Raw genomic sequence first — 21,057 nt, 5'->3', positions numbered from 1 at the left:
GGGGCCGACGAGCTGACTCATCTGGAGGCACCCATGCTGCCGCTGCCCGAACTGCGGGACTTCCCGCCGCGCATCGCCACCGGCGCGTTCATCCTCAATTCCGGTCTGGGCAAGCTCAAGGCGGACGAGGGGACGCAGCAGGGACTGCACGGCATGGCCTGCACCGCCTACCCGTTCCTCAAGAAGATCGAGCCCGGCCGGTTCACCCGGCTGCTGGCCTGGTCCGAGATCGCGGTGGGCGGCAGTCTGCTGGTCCCCTTCGTCCCGACCAGGCTCGCCGGGCTGGCGCTCACCGGGTTCTCCGGAGGGCTGGTCGGCCTGTACCTGCGTGCTCCGGGGATGCGTGAGCCCGGCAGCCTGAGCCCGACCCAGGACGGCGTCGCGCTGGCCAAGGACTCCTGGATGTTCGGGATCGGGCTGGGATTCCTCGGCGCGGGCACACGCCGGACCGGCGCCGCCGCACACCGCCGCCGGCACCGCGGGTGCGCACGCTGACCCACCGGGACCACCCGATCCGCATACTCGGGGAGGTGGCACGCTCCCCGCGCACGCTGACCCACCGGGACCCCCCGATCCGCATACGCGGCGCGGTGGCACGCTCCCCGCGCACGCTGACCCACCGGGACCACCCGATCCGCATACGCGGCGCGGTGGCGCGCTCCCCGTGCCGCCACCCCGGCGTCAGCCGCGCACCCGGGCCATCAGCAGGGCCACGTCGTCGAGGTCCGCGGGAGCCCGCAGCTCGCGCAGCAGCCGGTCGCAGGACTCCTCCAGCGACGGATCCGGATCGCGCAACAGCCGGAGCAGGCTGTCCAGCCGGCTGTCGATGTCGTCGTCCCTGGTCTCCACCAGACCGTCGGTGTACAGCACGAGCCGGTCGCCGGGCCCGAGCGGCACGGTGACGTCACTGAACGGCACACCGCCCACACCGAGCGGCGCCCCGGCAGGCAGATCGATCAGACGCGGCGCACCGTGCCTCGGAATCAGCACCGGCGGGAGATGACCGGCGGTACTCATGCGGCACCACCCGGCGTCCGGGTCGTACACGGCGTACACGCAGGTGGCGAAGGGCGGGTCGAGGTCGGCGGTGATCTCGTCCAGGTGCCCCAGCACCTCGGCGGGCTGGAGACCCAGCCTGGACAGGGTCTGCGTGGCGGTACGCAGCCGCCCCATCGTGGTGGCTGCGTTGATGCCGCTGCCCATCACATCGCCCACCACCAGCGCGGTCCGCCCCTGGCGCAGCCCGATGACGTCGAACCAGTCCCCGCCGACCTCGTACCGCGCAGCGGCCGGCTGGTAGCGGGACGCCACCTCCAGACCCACCGGATCGTGGTGGTCGCGCGGCAGCATGCTGCGCTGCAGGGTGAGCGCGGTCTCCCGCTGCTGCCGGTACAGCCGTGCGTTGTCGATGCTGACCGCCGCACGGGCGGCCAGCTCGCACGCCATCAGCTCGTCGTCCTCGGTGAACGGCAGCGGATTGTCCGTCCGGATGAGGTCGATCGCGCCCAGGACCTCGCCCCGTGCGATCAGTGGCACCGCCATGTAGGAGTGCGCGCCCGCCTCCGCGAGGAGCTCGGCCGATCGGCTGTCCCTGGCTATGCGCGCGAGTATCCCCGCGTCGAGGTACGGCTCCCGGACCGGCCGGCCGGTCCGCACACAGCGGGTGATCAGCCGGTCGGCACCGTACTGGGCAGCGTGGCCCGGCGGATCCGCCGCCTCCACCACGGGGTTCGGCCGTGCCGCGACGACGGCCAGGGCCTGGATGAGGAGAGGGCCCTCCGTCAGCCCGGGGTGCCCCTTCAGGACGCTGTCCAGGACATCGACCGCGGCGACGTCGGCGAGCTCGGGCACGGTGACCTCCGCCAGCTCCCGGGCCGTCTGCTCCAGATCCAGCGTGGTGCCGATCCGCACCGAGGCGTCCGCGATCAGTGCAAGGCGGTTCCGGGCACGCTCCACCTCGGCACCCGCCCGGTAGCGGTCGGTCACGTCGATCAGCGACACGGCGATCCCGAGCACCCGGCCCCCGGAGTCGTCCAGCCGGTACAGCGACACCTGCCAGGCACGATCGGTGTCCGGATCGGCGGGAGTGCGTCCCACCACCTCGTGCGACACCTGTGGCACACCGCTCCTGAGGACCTCGCGCATCGCCGCTGCGATGGCGTCGGAGTCCAGGAACGGCAACGCCTCACCCACCCGGCGGCCCAGGTGACCGTCGGCGCTCAGCCCGTCCATCCGCTCCAGCGCGGGGTTGGCGGCCAGATAGCGCAGGTCGTGGTCCAGGACCGCCAGGCCGATCGGTGACTGGTCGACCAGGCGCACGGACAGTGCGAGATCGCGCTCGACCTCACGCAGCGTCGCTCCGTCCGCCGCCAGGCCCAGCGCGTAGAAGTGGCCACGGTCGTCCTGGAGCCTCATGTTGCGGAACTCGAGCAGCCGGGAGGTGCCGTCCTTGTGCCGTACGGGGAAGACACCCGCCCACGCCTCGCCGCTCCTCATCACCTCGGTGAACAGCCTCAGCACCAGCTCGAAGTGCTCCTCGTCCACGAGGACCCGTGCGGCGAACCGGCCCAGCGCCTCCGCGGGCGCGTAGCCGAGCAGCGCCTCCGCCTGCGGGCTCCACAGCACGATGCGCCCCTCGGTGTCCAGCACCATCGCGCCCACACCGAGGACGTCGAGCAGTCCCCCCTCCGGGGAGCGGTGCACGCCTTCCCTGCGCGCATCGCCCCAGCCGGTCCGCATGTCATCGGTGCCGCCCACAGACCATCCTTCCCACGCAGTCCTCGCGCCCGGACGCAGGCCCGCTGTCTCCCATGGTCGCCCCGGAGCCACCACACGCGCAGCTTCGACGACCGAGCACCGTGTGCCGCAGGGAGGTTTCGGAAGCCCGAGGGCGGTCACCCGCAGCGTACGGAGCCGAACAGTGGAAAACGACCGTCAGGAGAGTGAGAACCCATGGAGAACTGGCGCATGCTCGCGGCCTGCCGCGAGGAGGACCCCGATCTGTTCTTCCCCATCGGCAGCACCGGTCCCGCGCTCGTGCAGGCCGAGGACGCCAAAGCGGTGTGCCGGAGCTGCCCCGTGCGACAGGAGTGCCTGCGATGGGCTCTGGACAACGGCCAGGACGCCGGGGTGTGGGGCGGTCTGGACGAGACCGAGCGGCGCGCGCTGAAGCGCCGTTCGCGCAGGCAGGCCAAGGACCCCCGCTGACGGAGAGGGCATCGTCACTCCCATGGCCGCCATACTCGCCTGGTATTTCTCCGGCAGCCGGGTACACGATGAAGCATGGACACCACGGCATGGATCGTCATCGGCGCAGTCTTCGTGCTGCTCACGGTGGGCGTCGCCGGCGTTCTCCTGGTACGGGTACTGCGCGCCAGGAAGCTGCTGGCCGACGCCGGGATTCCCCTGCGTGACAAGGCACTGCTCTGGGCGGCGGTGATCTACACGGTGTCGCCCGTCGACCTGTTGCCGGACCCCGTCTACCTCGATGACATCGGCTTCCTGCTGCTGGCCCTGCGTTCGCTGCACGGTGCCGCGCGGGCCGCCGGAGTGGGCAGGCACGGGGAGCGGCAGGTGGAGGCCCGGAACCTCGTGCCGTAGGGCCGTACGTACCGCGTGCGGGGGAGCGGCGTCCGGATTCCGGGCGTCGCTCGCGTGCGGGGAACCGGATCCGTCGCGCTCGTTGACAGCTGAGCACGCACACGTCACTCTCCTGGGAGAGCGCTCTCCCATCCGGTTCCGGGACACCGGTCCCCCACTCTTCTGCCAGGAGAGAATGTGCACAGACCTAGCGCAGCCCTGCCCGCGAGACCGCGTCCGGGCACGCTGCTGATCACTCTTCTCGCGCTTCTCGCGTCGTCGCTCGTGATGCTGACAGCGCCCCCTGCCCGAGCCGCCGAGTCGCTTCTCTCGCAGGGGAAGAACGCCACCGCCTCATCCCACGAGGGGGACGGCTACGCGGCCTCCGCCGCCGTGGACGGAAACCTGACGGGCACCCGCTGGGCCAGTGAATGGCGCGATCCCCAGTGGATCCAGGTCGACCTGGGGGCCACCGCCGACCTCAGCAGGGCTGTGCTGACCTGGGAGTCCGCCTACGGCAAGGCGTACGAGATCCAGGCCTCCGACAACGGATCGGACTGGCGGACCCTCAAGACCGTGACCGCCGGCGACGGCGGAACGGACGATCTGACCCTGTCCGGCTCCGGCCGGTACGTCCGGATGTACGGCACCGCCCGGGCCGGGGGATACGGCTACTCCCTGTGGGAGTTCCAGGTGTACGGCACCACCGGCCCGCCGCCCGCCACCGGCGGCGCCGTCCGTGTCACCGGCTCGCAGGGCAACTGGCAGCTGACCGTCGACGGAAAGCCCTACCAGGTCAAGGGACTGACCTGGGGCCCCTCCGTCGCCGACGCGGGCCGCTACCTCCCCGACCTCCGGTCGATGGGCGTCAACACCATCCGCACCTGGGGGACCGACGCCTCCTCCAAGCCACTGCTCGACGAGGCCGCGGCCAACGGCATCCGGGTCGTCAGCGGCTTCTGGCTCCAGCCGGGTGGCGGTCCGGGCAGCGGCGGCTGCGTCAACTACCTGACCGACGACGCGTACAAGAACGCCTCGCTCACCGAGTTCGCGAAGTGGGTCGACACGTACAGGAACCACCCGGGCATCCTCATGTGGAACGTCGGCAACGAGTCGGTGCTCGGACTCCAGAACTGCTACAGCGGTGACGAACTGGAGAAGCAGCGCAACGCCTACACCACCTTCGTCAACGACGTGGCGAAGAAGATCCACACCATCGACCCGAACCACCCGGTCACCTCGACCGACGCCTGGACCGGCGCCTGGCCCTACTACAAGCGCAACGCCCCCGACCTCGACCTGTACTCGGTCAACTCCTACGGCGACATCTGCGGCGTGCGCGGTGCCTGGGAGTCCGGTGGCTACACCAAGCCCTACATCATCACCGAGGGCGGCCCGGCCGGTGAGTGGGAGGTGCCGGACGACGCCAACGGTGTCCCGGACGAGCCCACCGACGTCCAGAAGGCCGAGGGCTACACCAAGGCCTGGAACTGCATCACCGACCACCGGGGCGTCGCCCTGGGCGCGACCCTCTTCCACTACGGAACGGAGCACGACTTCGGCGGCATCTGGTTCAACGTGGTGCCCGACGGCAAGAAGCGCCTGTCGTACTACGCGCTGAAGAAGGCGTACGCGGGCTCCACGGCCGGGGACAACACCCCGCCGGTCATCAGCAACATGACCGTGCAGAACGCCAACGGCGCGCCCGCCGGCCAGGAGTTCACCGTTCGTGCCGACGTCCGTGACCCGGACAACGACGCGCTGACGTACAAGATCTATCTGAGCGGTAACTACGCCACGGGTGACAAGGCCCTGGTCGAGGCCGCGTGGCGCGCCACGGGCAACGGCACCTTCGCGGTGAAGGCGCCGGACCGGCTCGGGGTGTGGAAGGTCTACATCCAGGCCGAGGACGGACACGGCAACGCGGGCATAGAGACCAAGTCCGTGAAGGTAGTGGTGCCCCCGGTCGCCGGCACCAACCTGGCCCTCGGACGGCCGGCCACCGCCACGTCAGCACAGGCCGGCAGCACCGGCTGCCCCTGCACCGCCGCGATGGCGACCGACGGCCGAATGGACACCCGCTGGGCCAGCGACTGGAGCGACCCCCAGTCGATCCAGGTCGACCTGGGCGAGCGCAAGTCGTTGCGCCACGTCCAACTGGTGTGGGACCCGGCCTACGCCAAGGCGTACGAGGTACTGGTCTCGGACGACGGCGCCAACTGGCGGTCCGTGTACTCCACCACCAGCGGCAACGGCGACGCCGACGACCTCGACCTCGCGCAGACCGCCCGCTATGTGAAGCTCAACCTCACGCAGCGGGGCACCGGTTGGGGCTACTCGCTCTGGGAGTTCGGCATCTACGGCTGACAGCCGGCCGTGCGCCGGTGAGGGCTCCCTCACCGGCGCACGGACGTCGCGGGGCGTGTCGATGGCGGGCCGCGGGCGGGGAAGTGCCCAAGGTGAGGGTATGAACGTCGCAGAAATCCTCACCGATGGATACACCCGCATCCAGGAGACCGTGCACGCGGCCGTCGAGGGTCTCGAACCCGACGACCTCAACGCACGCCCGGACGAAGGGGCCAACTCGATCGCCTGGCTGGTCTGGCACCTGACCCGCGTCCAGGACGATCACCTCGCGGACGCGGCGGACACCGAGCAGGTCTGGTTCACCGAGGGCTGGGCCGCACGCTTCGATCTGCCCTTCGCGGAGGGCGCCACCGGCTACGGGCACAGCAGCAAGGAAGTCGGCGCGGTCAAGGTCGGCTCGGCGGACCTGCTGCTGGGGTACTACGACGCCGTGCACGCACGTTCGGCCGAGTTCATCGGCCGCCTCGACGGCAAGGCGCTCGACCGCGTCGTCGACGAGGCGTGGTCGCCGCCCGTCACCCTGGGCGTCCGGTTGGTCAGCGTCCTGGCGGACGACCTCCAGCACGCGGGACAGGCGGCTTTCGTGCGCGGCTGCCTGGAGCGCCGCTGAGAGTGCTCGTCCGGACCGGGCAGGAACGGGCCGGCTCGGGGCTCCGGCCGTTCACCATGCCTCGATGACCGGCGCGCCGTGCGGGTGCAGCCGCCACGCCTCGTCGAGGCGGGTGAGCCGGCCCGCCGCGGCGACGCCGCACACGGACGCGACCTTGCCGTCCCTCACGTCGAAGGCCACCGCGCCCACGACCCGGCCGTCGATCACGGCCAGGACGGCCGGAGAGCCGTTGACCACCGCGATGTGCATCGCCGGTGATCCGCCGGCCAGCCGCCGCTTCGCGGGCGTCGGCCGGAAGCCTGCCCGCACGAACGAGGCGACGCGTTCGGGTGTCCTGAACCGCAGCAGCCGCTTGCTCAGCCCGGCGCCGTCGGAGAGGAGCGTCACGTCGTCGGTGAGCAGCTCCACCAGCCGTTCCGTGCGCCCCGAAACGGCGGCGGCGAGGAACTCCTCGACGATCCTGCGCGCCGACGCGGGATCGGCCTCGCCGCGGCGGCCGCGCTCGGCCGCGACCCGGATCCGGGCCCGGTGGGCATGCTGCTGGCTCGCGGACGCGGTGATGTCGAGGATGCCGGCGATCTCGGCATGGCTGTACGAGAAGGCCTCGCGCAGCACGTAGACGGCCCGCTCCACCGGCGAAAGCCGTTCCAGGAGGGTCAGCACGGCCAGGGACACCGATTCGCGCTGTTCGAAGGTGTCGGCGGGGCCGAGCATCGGGTCGCCTTCGAGGAGCGGCTCGGGCAGCCAGGCACCGGCCGCTCGCTCGTGGCGCACCTGCGCCGAGCGGAGCCGGTCGATGCAGAGACGGGTGAGGACCTTGGTCAGCCACGCCTCCGGCACCTCGACCCGCTCGCGGTCCGCGGCCAGCCAGCGCAGGAACGTGTCCTGCACGGCGTCCTCGGCGTCGGCGGCCGAGCCGAGCAGACGGTAGGCGAGCGAGGCCAGACGGCCACGGCCGGCCTCGAACCGATCGACGGCTGCGCTGTCCATGGCGAGCAGCCTAAGGGCTCTCCCGCCAGGAATTGCGGGACAGCCCTCAGGACCTTTCGTTGGCATCACGTCTTCCTCGCGGGGCCGGGTTCCGCACCTCGCGGTGCTGCCGTGGGCCGCCGGCGCTCCCGTCATGACTCTCTCCTCCGTCCTGCGCGCCAGGGTGCGGGCGCCTGGCCGCCTTGAGATGCACCGCATCCGGCGCCGTGCGCTGATCCACCGGGAACTGCGGGGCAGCCCTCAGCGGGCGGTTGCCCCCGTACCGGCCCGGTCAGGTGCGGTGGCCACGCGGCGCCGGCGCTTCGGCATGCCGAAGGTCGGGTGGGCGATGCCCCATCCGGCCCCCTTGAGCACGCCCGCCTTGAGCCGTGCGGCGGTCCGGCCGCCCAGGTACCAGGACTTCGACCGTACGTCCCCGTCCACCATCTGGAAGATCGCGTCCCGCCGACCCAGACTGATGTGGTTGCCGTAGTACTTCAGCCCGGTGGCCGGGACCTTGGTTCCTGTCAGACGCGCGATGATCGCGGCGGTCGCCTGCATGTTGGTGACGCCGGCGGAGGCGCAGGACATCGGCAGTGGCCGCCCGTTCTCGCCGATCGCGTAGGCGCAGTCACCGACGGCGTAGACGTCCGGGTGGGAGACCGAGCGCATGGTGCGGTCCACGACGATCCGGCCCGCCCCGGCAACCTCCAGGCCGCCGTCCGCCGCCATGGGGTGCACGGCGAACCCGGCCGACCAGACGGTGACGTCGGCCTGGAGGACCGTACCGTCGGCGGCGATCGCCCGTGCCGGCTCGACGGCTTCGACGGGGGTGTGTTCGTGGACGGTGATGCCGAGCCGGTCGAACGCCCGGCGCAGGTGACGGCGGGCCTTCGGGGCGAGCCAGGCGCCGAGTTCGCCACGGGCGGCGAGCGCGACCGAGAGGTCCGGCCGGGACTCGGCGAACTCGGTGGCCGTCTCGATGCCCGTCAGCCCCTCGCCGACGACCAGCACCGTGCCGCCCGCGCGCAGTCCGGCCAGGCGCTCACGCAGACGCAACGCCGAGGACCGGTCGGCCACATCGAACGCGTACTCGGCCGCGCCCGGGACGCCGTGGTGGGCCACGGTGCTGCCGAGCGCGTAGAGCAGCGTGTCGTAGGAGAGCTCACGGTCACCGTCCCCGCCGGTCACGGCGACGGTCCTGTGCTCGGGGTCGATGCCGGTGACGCGGGCCGGCAGCAGTTGTACTCCGGTGCCCGCGAATACGTCGCTGAGACTGCGGAAAGCGAGGTCCTGGCCGATCGCGAGCTGGTGGAGCCGCATCCGCTCAACGAAGTCGGGCGCGGCGTTGACGACGGTGATCTCGGTGTCGGCGGGTGAGAGCCGGCGGGCCAGGTTGCCGGCGGCGAAGGCTCCGGCGTATCCGGCACCGAGTACGACGATGCGGTGCTTCATGGCGTTGCTCCTGTCTCGTTCGCGTGCCCTTTGAACGAGACGGCGCCGCGATGTCTGACAGGAACCGGATGTGACGCGGGTCATAGGGTCAGGTGAGCGGCCGGGCCCCGGGGACAATGGAACGGCTGTGGGATCAGGCCGACAGGGCGGACGCGCCGCGGGTGCGGGCGTAATGTCCCGGGCCGGTGCCCACGACCCGCTTGAAGTGGCGCGTCAGATGGGACTGGTCGTAGAACCCCACGGCGCCCGCGACCTCCGAGGCGGGCATGCCCCGCAGCAGCAGCCGCCGTGCGAGATCGACGCGGCGACCCGTCATGTACTGGTGCGGCGCCATGCCGAACTCCCGGCTGAAGGCCCGCACCAGGTGCGCGTGATGGGCGTGCAGCCGCAGCGCCGCGTCCTGGAGCGTGATCCCCTCCACGAACCGTTCGTCGAGCAGATCCCGCAGCCGGTGGGCGACCCTGCGGTCGTGGACGTACCGTACGGGCTCCGGGCGGCTGCGCAGATGCCGGTCGAGCCGTTCGGCGACCAGCGCGAGACGGCTTGCCGCCTCCAGTTCGTCGCCCGGTCCGGCGAGCGTCGTGTGCAGGCGGCCGATGCGGCGGCGCAGGGCCGGATCGTGCAGGACGGGCCGGTCGACGGCCATGCCGACGAGCCCCTCGTCGACCTGGGCGACATCGAGGTACAGGACGCGCTTGCGGAATCCCGCCGCGGTGGCGGCGCCGCCGTTGTGCGGGACGTGCGGGGGCAGCAGGGTCACCACGTCGGTGAGCACCCCGTGCTCGTGACGGTCCAGGTCGTAGCGGACCATGCCCTCGTCCACGATGAGCAGCGTCCAGGCGTCATGGGTGTGCATCGGGTAGGTGTGGTCGGTGAAGTGGGCGTGGAAGACCTCTTCGATTCCCGCCACCGACGGACGCCACGCGGTGATGTCCGGACGTGCAGCCATGAGCCGATCGTACGCCCGACCCGCTGTTCCCCGGGCCGCTGCTTCCCGGCCCGCTGTTCCCGGCGCCGCTGCTTCCCGGCCCCGGGAACAGTCGTGCAAAGTTCGTACAAGACGGGGCGGCGTACGGCCGGGCAGTCTCGGGGCCATGACAGATGACCTCGCCCCCGTCCGCTTCGACACCAAGATCGCCGTGCTGCTCCGGGACGACCTGGAGACCTGGCAGCGTCTCAATGTGACGGCCTTCCTCGTCAGCGGGCTCGGTACGGCCGTGCCCGAGGTGGTCGGTGAGCCGTACGCCGACGCCGACGACACCCCGTACCTGCCGATGTTCCGTCAGCCGGTTCTGGTCTTCGAGGGATCGAAGGAACTGCTGACGACGGCCCACACCCGGGCGGTCGGCCGGGGAGCGACCCTTTCGGTGTTCACCTCCGACCTCTTCGCGACGGGCAACGACCGGGACAACCGGGCAGCCGTCCGCGCGGTGCGGCGGGACGGTATGGATCTGGTCGGGCTGGCCGTGCACGGCCCCCGCAACGCCGTCGACAAGATCCTCAAGGGCGCGTCGATGCATCCCTGACGACGTGGGCCGCGCGGGGAGTCAGCGGAGGCGTGCGGAGAGGTACGGCAGCAGGGCGAGAAGATCCGCGAGAGGCTCCGGCGCCAGGGCCACGCTCTCCAGGCAGGCGCGCGCACGCTCCAGTTGCCGGTCCGCCTCGGCCAGGGCCGCCGCGCGTCCGCCGGCCTCCTCGACCATCCCGGCCGTCCGCCGGGCGGCGTGGTCGTCCAGTTCCTCGCCCGTACGCAGCAACGCGGCCAGGCGCAGAGCGGCCGGGCCGCCGGCCGTGAGGGCGGTGAGGACGGGGTACGTCTTCTTCCGGCGCCGCAGATCGCTGTGGACCGGCTTGCCCGTGACCTCCGGGTCGCCCCAGATCCCGAGCACGTCGTCCACGGCCTGGAACGCCACGCCGAGATGGCGGCCGGCCGACGTGAGGGCATCGGTCTCCGAGCGCCCGGCGCCGCCCAGGACGGCGCCCAGCCCGGTCGCGCAGCCCAGCAGGGCGCCCGTCTTCTGCTCGGCCATCCGCCGGTACTCGTGCGGCTGCACGGCATCCGGCCCGGTCCAGGGCCGCGACTCGAAGAGCAGGTCGTCGGCCTGACCGTGCACCAGGTCGTTGAGGGCCCCGGCCAGCAGCCGGACCGCCGGGGCGCAGGCGCCGCCGGGAGCCCCGGCCAGCGTCTGGACGGCGAGCGCGAAGAGCGCGTCGCCGGCGAGGACCGCGGGTCCGGTCCCGTAGGCCTTCCAGGCGGTGGCCCGCTGCCTGCGGGTCTCGTCGCCGTCCATGATGTCGTCGTGGAGCAGGGAGAACGTGTGGATCAGCTCGACGGCGACCGCGCCGAGGACCGCGCTCTCCGCCTTCGCGCCGACGGCCTCCGCGCCGAGCACCGCCAGGGCCTGCCGGACCCCCTTTCCCTGGGCGCCGGGGAGGTCGCGGCCGGCTCCGTCCCAGCCGAGGGAGAACGCGGTGATCTCGGCATGCCACGGATGCAGCTGCCCGACCGCCCGGCCGAGCGCCGGACGGACGAGTTCGCGGCAACGGGCGAGTATCTGCGGCGCCTCGGTCCGCTGGGCCACGGGAGGAGTCATTGGAGGCCGCCCGCCGGGGGCGTCGCGCCTTCGGCCGCCGCCATGCCGCCGGCCGGTGTCACGCCGAGCTCCGTGTACGCCTTGTCGACCATCTCGCGGGCGTTGAGCAGTCCGATCCGGTCCAGTGTGCCCCGCAGTCCGTCCAGCTCCGCGGCGGTTGCGGCACGGTCGCGGCCGAGCCGGGCGAGCGACTTCACGAGCCCGAGCCGGGCCAGCGCCTCGCCCCGTGGCTCGGTCATCGCACGGAACTCCGCCAGCGCCTGCTCGTAGACCGTCCGGGCCTCCTCGTACCGCCGGGCACGGTAGAGCACGTTGGCGCGCATCTTGTGGTTGTAGGCGAGGGCGCTCGACAACTTCATCGCACGGCAGGTGAGTTCCGCCTCGGAGAGCAGGCCGAGTGCGCGCTCCGGGTCGTTGTCGCGTACGGAGATGATGTCGGCCATCCCGCGCAGGGCCCAGGCACGGCCGCGGCGGTCGTCGGCGTCCCCGGCGAGCCGGGCCGCCTCCTCGAACATCTCCAGAGCGGTGTCGAAAGACCCGGTGTTGCGGTGGATCTGGGCGATGCCCTCCAGGGCCCAGACGGTGTGCCGGGCCTCGCCCCGGGCACGTGCCTCGGCGAGGAGCTGCTCGTGCAGCGCGGCGACGGTCCGGTAGTCGCCCTGGATGCGTCCGGTCTCGGCAAGCCCGGCGAGTGAGTAGCCGCGCGCGACCACGTCCCCGCCCTCCTTCCCGAGGTCAGCGGCCAGCCGCAGCAGTCGGAAGGCGAGTCGCAGTTCGCCGCGCTGCCGGGCGAGCGTGCCGCCGCTCCACAGCGCCCAGGCCATGGCCCCCGTGGCACCGGCCGAGCGGGCCGCCCGGTAGCTGGCCTTCCAGGCGCGGTCGGCGTCCTGGACGTTGCCCAGTCTGCGGTGGGCCTCGGCCACCGCGAGCCCGGTGCGGGCCACTTCCCGCTGGGAGCCGGCGAGTTCGGCCTCCTTGAGGTGACGTTGCCCCTCGGCCAGTACGTCCGTGAGGGATGCGTTCACGGACATCTTGGTGAGGGCGCCCTGGTACTCGGGCGCCATTGCTTTGCTGTGCATGGGAGCCTTCCGTGCGTGCGCGGGGTGACGCGGCAGCAGCATCTATACGTCCTGTGTATACATTGCGCGTATAGATGTGCGGTCGCCGGACCCCTGCGCTGGTGGGGGGTGGGTCGAGGTCGGTCGTGTGCGGCGTGCGGCCTTGTTGTGGATCAAGACGGTGAATGCGCGCGGAGGGTTGCTCGGCGATCCGGGAAACCGTGCGGCAGCGAGCGCGGCCCGGGCGGGCCCCCGGCGGAGGGAGGGGCCGGGGGGTGGCGGAGCGTCAGCGGGATCCGGCTGTCAGATGGGCGGTGAACCAGTCCCGGGCCAGCTCCGCGACCTCGTCCAAGGCGCCCGGCTCCTCGAAGAGGTGAGTGGCCCCGGGGACGACGTCGAGCCGGTTCTCGCAGCGCAACCGGTCCTGCGCCTGCCGGTTCAGCTCCAGCACCCGGGTGTCGTCGCCGCCCACGACGAGCAGGGTCGGGGCCCGTACGTCGCCGAGGCTGTCGCCCGCGAGGTCGGGCCGTCCGCCCCGGGACACGACGGCGCCGATCCCCGCGCCGCGCTCCGTGCCGACAGCCGCGGCGGCCCGCAGGGCCGCCGCCGCCCCGGTGCTCGCACCGAACAGGCCGACGGGGCCGGGTGCGCGACGCCGTACCCAGGCGGTGGCGTCCACCAGCCGCCCGGCCAGGGTCTCGATGTCGAAGACGTTGGCGCGGTCGGCCTCCTCGGCGGGGGCGAGCAGGTCGAAGAGCAGGGTGCCGAGTCCCGCCCGGTTCAGGGCCGTTGCCACCGAGCGGTTGCGCGGACTGTGCCGGCTGCTGCCGGATCCGTGGGCGAACACGACGAGCGCTCCGGCGTCCCCGGCCGGGGTGAGTTCACCCGGCAGGATCACGCCGCCCGCCTCCACCGCCACCTCGGCCGCGGTCCGCGAGGGGTCCGGAGCTGCCGCCCGGGCCAGCAGCGCGACGACCTCCTCGTCCGGGGTCTGGCCGAAGTCCCGGTACCACTCGCCCACGGCGGAGAACCCGTACGGAGTCGACAGGCACACCAGCTCGTCGACCCGGCCGCCCAGCCGTTCGGCGGCGTCCGGGGGCGCCACCGGCACGGCCAGCACCACACGCGCCGCCCCCTGGGCCCGGGCCACCTCGCACGCTGCCAGTGCGGTCGCGCCGGTAGCGATGCCGTCGTCGACGATGATCACTGTGCGTCCCGCGAGCGGGACACGGGGCCGGTCGCCCCGGAAGGCGCGGGCCCGCCGCAGCAGCTCGGCCTCCTCCGCACCTTCGACCTCGGCGACATCCGCCTCCGACACTCCGCCGCGGCGCACGATGTCCTCGCTGATGACCCGTACGCCACCCTCTCCGATGGCGCCGAAGCCCAGTTCGGGGTGGTAGGGGACGCCGAGTTTGCGCACCACGATCACATCGAGAGCGGCGCCGAGTTCCTGGGCGACCCGGAAGGCCACCGGTACGCCGCCTCGCGGCAGGCCCAGGACGACGGGGTCGCTCGAAGCCAGCGGGCGCAGCGCCTCGGCCAGCTGCTGACCCGCTTCGGCGCGGTCGGCGAACAGCACAGGGGTTCACCCCCGGATCGAGGAGGCGGGCGGCCGCCCGTACACCTACTTCGAATCAACACCGTGCGCCGCGTGCCCGCAACCGCCGGGGACCGTCCTGTCGCCGTGATCCGAGCCGGAGCGGCGCGTCGGGGACTGCCTTCCGGGCGGTCCGCGGTCGGGAGGACTCCCTCGCTAGATGACAATGAAAACGATTGTCGATAACGTGTGGCGAGTCAGGCGCGAGCCCCCGGACGGGTGCTGCCGCCTGCCCGGGTCCTGAACTGCGTGGCGAAGAGGGGTAGTCGTGGCACATCTGCTGATGGTCGAGAGCTGGGTCGGATCGATGAGCAGGCTTCTGCCACGGGCGATCCGGGAGGGCGGGCACGAGTTCACCTTTCTCACCCGCGACCTCCACCACTACCTGGGCACCGCGCCCGAGGGCGTCAGGCACCCGCTGCTCTCGGCCCGCCACGTGCTGACGGCGGACACCAACGACGCCGGTCTGCTGCTGCCGTTCGCCGAACGGGCCCACGCTTCCCTGCGGTTCGACGGAGTGATCACGTCCTGCGACTACTACCTCCCGGTCGCCGCCGGGATCGCCACCCGGCTGAACCTGCCGGGGCCGGACCCCGCTGCCGTGGAGAACGCCTGCCGGAAGGACCTCACCCGGCAGGTCCTCGCCGAAGCGGGCGTGCCCGGACCGCGGTTCGCGGTCTGCCGGGATCACGCGGAGGCCGTGCGGGCCGCCCGGGAGACCGGTCTGCCGCTGGTCCTCAAGCCCGTGGACCTGTGCGCCGGGATGTTCGTGCGGCGCGTGGACGACGAGACGGGCCTCGCCGAGGCGCACCGGGCGCTCATGGACTTCCCCGTCAACGCCCGGGGCCAGGCCCGCGCGCCCGTGGTCCTGCTCGAAGAGTTCCTGCACGGGCCCGAAGTCAGCGTGGAGACCGTGACGTTCGCCGGCCGGACCGAGGTGGTCGGGGTGACGGACAAGAGTACCGGCGGAGCACCGGCCTTCGTGGAGACCGGCCACATGTTCCCTGCGGCACTCAGCGACGAGGACGACCGCGCGGCGCGGGAAACCGCCGTGCGGGCCGTCGAGGCGCTCGGTCTGGACGCCGTGGTGGCGCACACCGAGATCAAGCTGACGCCGGACGGCCCGCGTGTGGTGGAGGTCAACCCCCGCCCGGCCGGCAACCGCATCACCGAACTGGTGCGTCATGTGACCGGCATCGACCTCGCAGCAGCCTGCGTGAACGTGGCACTCGGGCGCGCACCGGACCTGCGGCCACGCGCCACCGGACTGCACAGCGCGGCCATCGCCTTCCTGGTGCCCGGGGCCGGGGGAGTGCTGGAAGGCGTCGACGGCGCCGACGAGGTGGGAGAGGCCGCAGACGTCCTGGAACTCAGTGTCGCGCAACCCGGCACCCGGGTCGGCGTGGCGAGCAGCAACAACGAGTACCTGGGACACGTCATGGCCGGCGACGCCGACGGTCCGGGCGCCAGGGCCGGCGCCGAGGCGCTGCTGGCCCGGCTGCGCCCCCAGGTGGTGAACCGATGACCGCTCCCGCCGCCGCCTCGTACGAGGATCTCGTCGCCGGAGTCCTGGCCGGCCGCTTCGGGCCCGACCCGCGAACCCGCCACATCGCCATGGCTTTCACCACCCGCCAGTCCGTACGGCACCCGGGCCGTGGGAGCGGATACCGCAACGAGGTGCTCAGCCTGCGAATCGGCGCAGCCGTCGGCTCCTGCGCGGTCGAGCCGGGGGAGCTGCCCGCCGGGGTCGTCGACGACTGCGTCGGCGCGGATGTCGCCGCGCTGCTCGGCCACCCACTGCCCCCGGTCCGGGTGGCCGCTCTCGACACGTATCTGATGGCGGTGCTGCCCCACGGACCCGGATCGGGTGCGCGGCCGCTCCCTCTCCAGGCCGGCGGCTCGCTGGAGAAGTCCCGGGCGCGGGCACGCGCCGTCGTCGGTTTGCTGGACACTCCGCCCGGCTCCACCGTGCTCCTCGTAGGGGTGGTCAACTCACTGCTGGAGGCGCTGCGGGAGCGCGGCCTCGCCTGCGTTCCGTGCGACCTCAAGGGCGGCACGACGGAGTGGGGCGAGCCGGTCCGCACCGACGCGCCGGCCGAACTGGAGCGCTGCGACGCGATCCTGGCCTCCGGGATGACGCTGGGCAACGGGAGCTTCGAACCGCTGCGGGAGCACGCCCTGCGGCACGGCAAGCCCCTCGTCGTCTTCGCCCAGACAGGCAGCGCGGTACTGCCCCGGCTCATCGGCGCCGGAGTCACCGCCGTGTCCGCGGAGCCGTACCCCTTCTTCTGGCTCGACGGCGGCGCCGGAACCCTGCACCGCTACGGAGGTGCCCTGTGACCACCGCACTCCTGCGCCCCGCCGGGAACCGGGAACTCCTCGGGCTCGTCGGCGGTACCCCGCTCGCCCGCATCACCGCCGATCTGCCCTGCCCGCACCCCGGCTTCTGGGCCAAACTCGAAGGCTTCGCCGTGGGCGGGATGAAGGCCCGCGCTGCCGTGTCCATGCTGCTGGGCGCCGAGCGACGCGGCGAACTGCGCCCCGGCGCACCGGTGGTGGAGTCCACCTCCGGCACCCTCGGCATCGGACTCGCCTTCGCGGGCCAGGCGCTCGGCCATCCGGTCGTGCTGGTCGGCGACACCGAACTCGAACCGTCCATGCGCGCTCTCCTGCACGCCCACGGCGCCAGGCTGGAACTCGTCGGCCGTCCGGCCCCCGAGGGCGGCTGGCAGGCCGCCCGCCTGGCCAGGCTCCGGGAACTCCTCACCGAACTGCCGGGCGCCTACTGGCCCGACCAGTACAACAACCCGGACAACACCGCCGGTTACGCGTCGCTCGCCGCCGAGATCGCCGGCCGGCTCGATCATGTGGACTTCCTGGTGTGCAGCGTCGGAACCGGCGGGCACAGCGCGGGTGTCGTCGGTCCGCTGCGCAGACGCTGGCCCGGACTACGGCTGATCGGCGTGGACGCCACCGGCTCGACGATCTTCGGACAGCCGTCCCGGCCCCGCCTGATGCGCGGACTGGGCAGCAGCATCCATCCACGCAACGTGGCCCACGAGCAGTTCGACGAGGTCCACTGGGTCGGACCGGCGGAGGCCGCGGACAGCTGCCGACGGCTGGCCCGGGACAACTTCGTCAGCGGTGGCTGGAGCACCGGTGCCGTCGCACTCGTCGCAGCCTGGGCGGCCCGCGTCCATCCGGGCGCCGTCGTCGCGACCGTCTTCCCCGACGGGCCGCACCGCTACCTCGGCAGCATCTTCGACGACGGATTCAACGCCCTGCACGGGCTCGGACCGGAGACCGCAGCCACCCGCCCGGTGGAGATCCGCCATCCGCAGGCCGTGGAGGCGACCGGATGGACGCGCTGCCGCGCCGTCGCAGGCCGCCGCGAGGACCGCAGGCCCGTGCGGCAGCCGGTGCCCCGTGGGCGCGGGGGAGCGACACCGGCCCGTGTGCCCGCTGGAGACACTCCGCCGCGCGCCCGCCCGTACACCGTCCGCCTGCCGTACGAACCGGAGGAGTCCCGATGAAGGCCTGCCGGCGCACTGTCGGGCTGCGGCTGGCCGAGCCGCTGCGGATCTCCCGCTCCACCACGACCGCCCGTGACGCGGTCCGGCTGACCATCGAGCATCAGGGGCTGCACGGCCACGGCGAGACCGTCACCAGCGTGTACTACGGCCTCGACACCGCGGCCGTCACCCACTGGCTCGACCGGTGCGGTCGCGGTCTCGCGCGGTTCCCCGACCCGGAGACGGCCCTGGAGACCCTGTCCGGGCAGGCCTCCGGTGACCTCTCAGGCACCGGCGGGCCGGTCGTCCCCGGGTCGCCCCCGGCGGTGGCGGCCGCCGTGGAGTCGGCGCTGCTCGACCTCGTCGGCAAGCGCGCAGGCGCCCCGGTGCACCGCCTCCTCGGCACGGCCACCGCGCCCGCCGCCGCGACCGCCAGGACCATCGGGATCAGCTCGCCCCACCACGCCGGCGCCCTCGCCGCCCGGCTGGCGGGAGAGGGGTTCACCGTCATCAAGGTCAAGGCCGGTTCGCCCGATCCGGAGGACGACGTGGCGCGCGTGCGTGCCGTGCGCGCCGCGGCCCCGCACGTACGCCTGCTCCTGGACCCCAACGGCGGCTGGAGCAGTGCGGCGGCGCCCGCTCTGCTCGGCCGCTTCGCCGAACTCGGCGTCGAGGCTGTCGAACAGCCTGTCGCCCCGGGTGACCCCGAGGCCCTGGCCCGGCTCGCCGCTAGCTCGCCGCTGCCCGTCATCGCCGACGAGGACGCCGTCGGAATCGAGGACGCCAGACGGCTCGCCGGCCGGGTCCACGGCATCAACGTCAAACTCGCCAAGTGCGGAGGCGTGAGCGCCGCCCTGCGCATCGCCGCACTGATCGCCGGCAGCGGCACCGGCCTCATGCTCGGCTGCCTCACCGCGAGTTCACTCGGCATCGCCCCGGCCGTGCACCTCGCGGACCGTGCCCGGTGGACCGACCTCGACGGACACCTGCTGCTCGCCCACGACCCGTGGACGGGAATCGGCGGAACAGACGGCACCGTGCGGGCGGGCAGCCGGCCGGGCCTGGGCGTACGCCCGCGCACACTGTTTGACGCGCCCCGCTCGCACATCGTGGCGGGCGGCACCTCCCGGGCACGTAGCAACGCGGGAGAGGTGCGGTCGTGAGCACCTGGCGCGAGATACGCGCCCTGTCCCCGGCCGTGCGCCTCCTGCTCGTCAACCAGCTCGGGGTCAACACCGGCTTCTACCTGCTCATCCCCTACCTGGCCGTGCACCTCAGCGACGACCTCGGGATGTCCGCCGCCGTCGTCGGCACCGTGCTCGGTGTGCGCAACCTCAGCCAGCAGGGGCTGTTCGTGATCGGGGGGTCGGCATCGGACCAGCTGGGGGCCCGCCGGGTGATCATCGCCGGCTGCGCGCTGCGGACGGCCGGATTCGCCCTCTTCGCGCTCGGCGACGGGATCGTGGTCCTGCTCGCCGCCTCCGTCCTCAGCGGAATGGCCGGCGCCCTGTTCAACCCCGCCGTCCGCGCCCACCTCGCCCAGGAGGCGGGGGAGCGCAGGGCAGAGGCGTTCGCGCTCTTCAACGTCTTCGCGACGACAGGAGCCCTCATCGGTCCCCTCCTCGGCAGCGCCCTGCTCCTGGTCGACTTCCGGGCGGCCGCCCTCACGGCGGCAGGGATCTTCGCCGTGCTGACCGTCGCCCAGGCCCTGGTACTGCCGCCCGGCCGGGCCGTACCCACCACGAACGGTGTCCTCGCAGACTGGCGTGAAGTGGTCCGCAACCGCCCCTTCATGGCCTTCGCCTGCGCGATGGTGTCCATGGTGGCACTGGAGAGCCAGCTCTATCTGCTGCTGCCCGACGGCGCACGCCGGGCCACCGGGTGGGACGGTGCGGCAGGCCTGGTCCTCCTCGTGGGGACGCTCGCCCAACTCGCGTTCCAGCTCCGCATCACCCGCGCGCTGAAACGACGGGGCAGCCGGGCGAAGTGGATCGGAGCGGGCCTCGCCCTGATGGCGGTGGCCTTCGTGCCACCGATGCTGGTGACGTCGGGCGCCCCGCCGGACGCCGGCGTGAGCCAGGCCGTGCTGCGTACGGTCCCCGTTCTGGCCGGCGCTCTGCTGCTTCAGACCGGACTCATGGTCGCCCAGCCGTTCGTGATGGAACTGATCCCCGAGTTCGGCAGGGCCGGCCTCACCGGCACGTACTTCGGAGTCTTCTACGTCGTGTCCGGCATCGCCGCCGCTCTCGGCAACGCCGCCGTCGGCTGGGCGATGGACACCGGCCGGCGCGTCGGCGCCGGCTGGCTGCCGTGGGCCTGCTGCCTCGTGCTGGGTCTCGTCTCGGCGGCGGGGATCGCCCGGCTGCACCACCGCGGATCGCTGCCCCGCCGGCCGGTCCCTGTTGCCGCCCATGTCTGAGGAGAGCCCCGTGGACGACGCCCATGTCTGAGGAGAGCCCGTGGACGACGACTATGCCTGAGGAGAGACCTGTGGAAGAAGCCAATCTGCTCACCGACAACCCGGCGCTGTACGAGGCCCGCTTCCCGGATCCCCAGCGGCTCGCCGGTCGCTGGACCGAGGAGACGCTCAGGAGTTACGGGTCCGGTCCCCGCGTCCTGGACCTCGGCTGCGGCACCGGCCGCGACGCCGCGTACCTCCAGGCGCGGGGGCGCGACGCCCGTGACCGGCGCCGACCTCTCCGGCGCGATGCTCCGCCATGCCTCCCGGGAGCATCCGGGGCCGGAGTACCTCCATGCCGACCTACGGGAGTTCGACCTGGGCCCACGGAGGTTCGACGCCGTCGTGTGCCTGGACAGCGCGCTGCTGTACTGCCGGACCGCCACCGAGACCGCCAGCTTCCTCACTTCCTGCCGACGCTGCCTGGACCCCGGCGGCCTGCTCGTCGCGGAGATGCGCAACGGTGCCTACTACCTCGGCCGCGCCACGTTCTCCGAGGCCCCGTCCGTCCACACCTTCACCCATCGCGGCGTCGTCCACCGTTCCGTCACCCGGCTGCGCGTGGACCCGGCAGCCCGCCTGCTCCGCCGCAGCCGCACCTGGACCACCGACGACGGAACGCCCCCGGTCGAACAGAGTTCGGCCTGGCGCCTGTTGCTCCCCGCGGACCTCCGCCGGGTGCTCCTCGCGAACGGGTTCCAGGTCCTCGCACTCCACGACGGGCCCGGGCCCCGCACCGAACCCCCCTGGCGCGAGGGCGACCAGCCCGCCGGAACGACCGACGCCGACCGGCTTCATGTGATCGCCCGGCTCACGGACGACTGACCGACCCCGCCCTCCTGCACGCCCCCGCCGGGC

Annotated in this window: 18 protein-coding genes and 1 pseudogene; 12 read left to right on the top strand and 7 right to left on the bottom strand. The window is 72.6% G+C overall.

Translation table 11 applies throughout. The features are described from left to right. The first annotated feature begins 33 nt into the window (after positions 1-33). A complete protein-coding gene (locus JGS39_RS13150) occupies positions 34-495 on the top strand; it encodes a hypothetical protein (RefSeq protein ID WP_219569033.1) in 462 nt (153 codons plus the stop codon). A gap of 186 nt (positions 496-681) precedes the next feature. Here the strand turns inward: JGS39_RS13150 and JGS39_RS13145 are convergent, their stop codons facing one another. Beyond that, the gene (locus JGS39_RS13145; protein ID WP_219569043.1) at positions 682-2,739 is read right to left on the bottom strand and encodes a SpoIIE family protein phosphatase; all 2,058 of its coding nucleotides are present in this window, start codon (positions 2,737-2,739) and stop codon (positions 682-684) included. Positions 2,740-2,952: 213 nt separating this feature from the next. Between JGS39_RS13145 and JGS39_RS13140 the strand changes: the two genes are divergently transcribed. The 4 genes from JGS39_RS13140 to JGS39_RS13125 all read left to right on the top strand — a co-directional run bounded on the left by JGS39_RS13140 (position 2,953) and on the right by JGS39_RS13125 (position 6,556). Next, positions 2,953-3,207 (top strand): WhiB family transcriptional regulator, encoded by a 255-nt coding sequence (locus JGS39_RS13140; RefSeq protein WP_219569032.1) that lies wholly within the window; start codon positions 2,953-2,955, stop codon positions 3,205-3,207. A gap of 75 nt (positions 3,208-3,282) precedes the next feature. Beyond that, entirely contained in the window at positions 3,283-3,600 is a 318-nt protein-coding gene (locus tag JGS39_RS13135) for a YkvA family protein (RefSeq protein ID WP_219569031.1), read from the top strand. 177 nt (positions 3,601-3,777) lie between these two features. Then, entirely contained in the window at positions 3,778-5,946 is a 2,169-nt protein-coding gene (locus tag JGS39_RS13130) for a discoidin domain-containing protein (protein ID WP_219569030.1), read from the top strand. A 100-nt stretch (positions 5,947-6,046) separates the two neighbouring features. Next, on the top strand, positions 6,047-6,556 hold the full coding sequence (locus tag JGS39_RS13125) for a mycothiol transferase (protein ID WP_219569029.1): 510 nt from the start codon (positions 6,047-6,049) through the stop codon (positions 6,554-6,556). 51 nt (positions 6,557-6,607) lie between these two features. Here the strand turns inward: JGS39_RS13125 and JGS39_RS13120 are convergent, their stop codons facing one another. The 3 genes from JGS39_RS13120 to JGS39_RS13110 form a co-directional block, all read right to left on the bottom strand. After that, on the bottom strand, positions 6,608-7,546 hold the full coding sequence (locus tag JGS39_RS13120; RefSeq protein ID WP_219569028.1) for a sigma-70 family RNA polymerase sigma factor: 939 nt from the start codon (positions 7,544-7,546) through the stop codon (positions 6,608-6,610). A gap of 240 nt (positions 7,547-7,786) precedes the next feature. Further along, complete coding sequence (locus JGS39_RS13115; RefSeq protein WP_219569027.1) at positions 7,787-8,980, bottom strand: NAD(P)/FAD-dependent oxidoreductase; 1,194 nt, start codon at positions 8,978-8,980, stop codon at positions 7,787-7,789. Between the two features lie 133 nt (positions 8,981-9,113). Then, a complete protein-coding gene (locus tag JGS39_RS13110; protein WP_219569026.1) occupies positions 9,114-9,929 on the bottom strand; it encodes a helix-turn-helix transcriptional regulator in 816 nt (271 codons plus the stop codon). Positions 9,930-10,074: 145 nt separating this feature from the next. Between JGS39_RS13110 and JGS39_RS13105 the strand changes: the two genes are divergently transcribed. After that, positions 10,075-10,506: a DUF2000 domain-containing protein gene (locus JGS39_RS13105; RefSeq protein ID WP_219569025.1), complete on the top strand. Its 432-nt coding sequence runs from the start codon at positions 10,075-10,077 to the stop codon at positions 10,504-10,506. A 21-nt stretch (positions 10,507-10,527) separates the two neighbouring features. On the opposite strand, the gene JGS39_RS13100 is transcribed toward JGS39_RS13105, so the two are convergent. From JGS39_RS13100 to JGS39_RS13090, 3 genes are all read right to left on the bottom strand, one after another. Beyond that, positions 10,528-11,574: a polyprenyl synthetase family protein gene (locus JGS39_RS13100; protein WP_219569024.1), complete on the bottom strand. Its 1,047-nt coding sequence runs from the start codon at positions 11,572-11,574 to the stop codon at positions 10,528-10,530. Continuing rightward, entirely contained in the window at positions 11,571-12,653 is a 1,083-nt protein-coding gene (locus JGS39_RS13095) for a tetratricopeptide repeat protein (RefSeq protein ID WP_219569023.1), read from the bottom strand. The genes JGS39_RS13100 and JGS39_RS13095 overlap by 4 nt, the downstream gene beginning before the upstream one ends. A 265-nt stretch (positions 12,654-12,918) precedes the next feature. Next, on the bottom strand, positions 12,919-14,211 hold the full coding sequence (locus JGS39_RS13090; protein ID WP_219569022.1) for a phosphoribosyltransferase family protein: 1,293 nt from the start codon (positions 14,209-14,211) through the stop codon (positions 12,919-12,921). A 286-nt stretch (positions 14,212-14,497) separates the two neighbouring features. Between JGS39_RS13090 and JGS39_RS13085 the strand changes: the two genes are divergently transcribed. The 6 genes and pseudogenes from JGS39_RS13085 (at position 14,498) to JGS39_RS13060 (ending at position 21,024) form a co-directional block, all read left to right on the top strand. After that, the gene (locus tag JGS39_RS13085) at positions 14,498-15,754 is read left to right on the top strand and encodes an ATP-grasp domain-containing protein (RefSeq protein WP_219569021.1); all 1,257 of its coding nucleotides are present in this window, start codon (positions 14,498-14,500) and stop codon (positions 15,752-15,754) included. Further along, positions 15,751-16,569 (top strand): Rossmann-like domain-containing protein, encoded by an 819-nt coding sequence (locus tag JGS39_RS13080; RefSeq protein WP_219569020.1) that lies wholly within the window; start codon positions 15,751-15,753, stop codon positions 16,567-16,569. The genes JGS39_RS13085 and JGS39_RS13080 overlap by 4 nt, the downstream gene beginning before the upstream one ends. After that, positions 16,566-17,762 (top strand): PLP-dependent cysteine synthase family protein, encoded by a 1,197-nt coding sequence (locus tag JGS39_RS13075; protein ID WP_219569019.1) that lies wholly within the window; start codon positions 16,566-16,568, stop codon positions 17,760-17,762. Before JGS39_RS13080 ends, JGS39_RS13075 begins: the two co-directional genes overlap by 4 nt. Continuing rightward, complete coding sequence (locus JGS39_RS13070; protein WP_219569018.1) at positions 17,759-18,904, top strand: enolase C-terminal domain-like protein; 1,146 nt, start codon at positions 17,759-17,761, stop codon at positions 18,902-18,904. The genes JGS39_RS13075 and JGS39_RS13070 overlap by 4 nt, the downstream gene beginning before the upstream one ends. Next, entirely contained in the window at positions 18,901-20,160 is a 1,260-nt protein-coding gene (locus JGS39_RS13065; RefSeq protein WP_219569017.1) for an MFS transporter, read from the top strand. Before JGS39_RS13070 ends, JGS39_RS13065 begins: the two co-directional genes overlap by 4 nt. 53 nt (positions 20,161-20,213) lie before the next feature. Beyond that, a pseudogene (locus JGS39_RS13060) lies at positions 20,214-21,024 on the top strand (class I SAM-dependent DNA methyltransferase). Positions 21,025-21,057 lie beyond the last annotated feature (33 nt).

Source organism: Streptomyces poriferorum, from assembly GCF_019399235.1.
In the GTDB taxonomy this organism is placed as follows: domain Bacteria; phylum Actinomycetota; class Actinomycetes; order Streptomycetales; family Streptomycetaceae; genus Streptomyces; species Streptomyces poriferorum.
This window is presented reverse-complemented; position numbering and strand designations above follow the sequence as displayed.